This window comes from Aquitalea sp. S1-19, from assembly GCF_024343515.1.
Window position 1 is genome coordinate 1 of the sequence record NZ_RJTZ01000289.1, and the last position, 1,635, is coordinate 1,635.

2 protein-coding genes are annotated in these 1,635 nt (G+C 57.4%); both read left to right on the plus strand.

Going from position 1 to position 1,635, the window contains the following annotated elements; genetic code table 11:
• Positions 1-998: serine/threonine protein kinase (locus EGI20_RS18445; RefSeq protein WP_498633150.1), on the plus strand; the 998-nt coding region annotated here is incomplete at its 5' end.
• A gap of 280 nt (positions 999-1,278) precedes the next feature.
• The coding region (locus EGI20_RS18450) for a Rossmann-fold NAD(P)-binding domain-containing protein (RefSeq protein ID WP_498633151.1) at positions 1,279-1,635 on the plus strand (357 nt) is incomplete at its 3' end.

Below are 1,635 nucleotides of genomic sequence, written 5' to 3' on the forward strand. Positions count from 1 at the left end.
TGCGCGGCATGTGGGGCCCACGTCCACTGGAAACCGTTGAAAAAGCCAACATCCAGCTCGACAACCTGGCCAAGGTGCTGCAAGAGCGCGGCATCAAAGTCGACCGTCCAAGTCCGCTGAACTGGAACCAGCCGGTCAACACGCCGGACTTCCGCACCGACTCGATGATGACCTGCATGCCGCCACGCGACACCCTGCTCACCATCGGTAACGAAATCATCGAAGCGGCCATGTCCTTCCGCTGCCGCTACTGGGAATACCTCGCTTTCCGTCCGCTGATGTCGCAGTACTTCAACGAAGACCCCGAGTTCCTGTGGACCCAGGCACCACGCCCACGCCTGTCCGACAAGTCGTACAAGCACAACTACTACGACGAAAAAATCTCGCTGGAAGACCGTCTGGTGCGCACCGCCAACAAGGACTTCGTCACCACCGAAGAAGAAATCCTGTTTGATGCCGCCGACGTGATGCGTATGGGCAAGGATTTGTTTATCCAGCATGGCCTGACCACCAACCGCAAGGCGATGGAATGGTTCAAGCGCAAGTATCCCGAGCTGCGCATCCACGCCGTCAACTTCCCGGGCGACCCCTACCCTATCCATATCGACGCGACCTTCGTGCCGCTGCGCCCCGGTCTGATCATCAACAACCCGCATCGCCGTCTGCCGGTTGAACAGCGCAAGATCTTCGAGCAGAACGGCTGGCAGATTGTTGATGCCGCCATGCCTGCCCACAAAGAACCGCCTCCGCTGTGCTACAGCTCGGTGTGGCTGTCGATGAACTGCCTGGTCCTCGACCACAAGACAGTGATCGTCGAAGCATCCGAAGTGAACCAGATGGAACAGATGGACAAGCTGGGCATGAACGTGATCCCGATGCCTTTCCGCGACGCCTACGCCTTCGGTGGCGGCCTGCACTGCTCCACCGCCGACGTCTACCGCGAAGGCACGTGTGAAGACTACTTCCCGAACCAGACAGGCGATGTAACCCGCGTCTAAGCAAGACACGCCGGGCTTACGCCCGGCGCAGATAAAAAGCAGTACACATCCGCCATGCCCATGCATGGCGGATCAGCCCGAATCCCATCCGGGCACCATGCAAGTCTCTCTTTTTTCAGAGTTGGCACCACAGATGCATGCAAGCGGGCATTCAAGCTCGGTTTGTTCTCCTCCAATGGAGTGTCCGTATCCATGCATCTCCAGCTCTGCTTTTATTTTCAGCATCAGGCAATACGACAGCGATCAGCCTGATGCTGGCTTTACCCACAGGATTATCAGCATGGCTTTCAACCTGAAGAACTGTAATTACCTGCGTCTGCTGGACTTTACTCCACGCGAAATCCGTTACCTGCTGGACCTGTCCCGTGACCTGAAGCGTGCCAAGTACGCCGGTAACGAAGAGCCGCATCTGCTTGGCAAAAACATCGCGCTGATTTTTGAAAAAGCATCGACCCGTACCCGTTGCGCGTTTGAAGTGGCAGCCTATGACCAGGGCGCACATGTGACCTACCTCGGGCCGTCCGGTTCGCAGATCGGCTACAAAGAGTCGATGAAAGACACCGCCCGTGTACTGGGCCGCATGTACGATGCGATCGAATACCGTGGCTTCAAGCAGGACGTGGTTCAGGAACTGGCC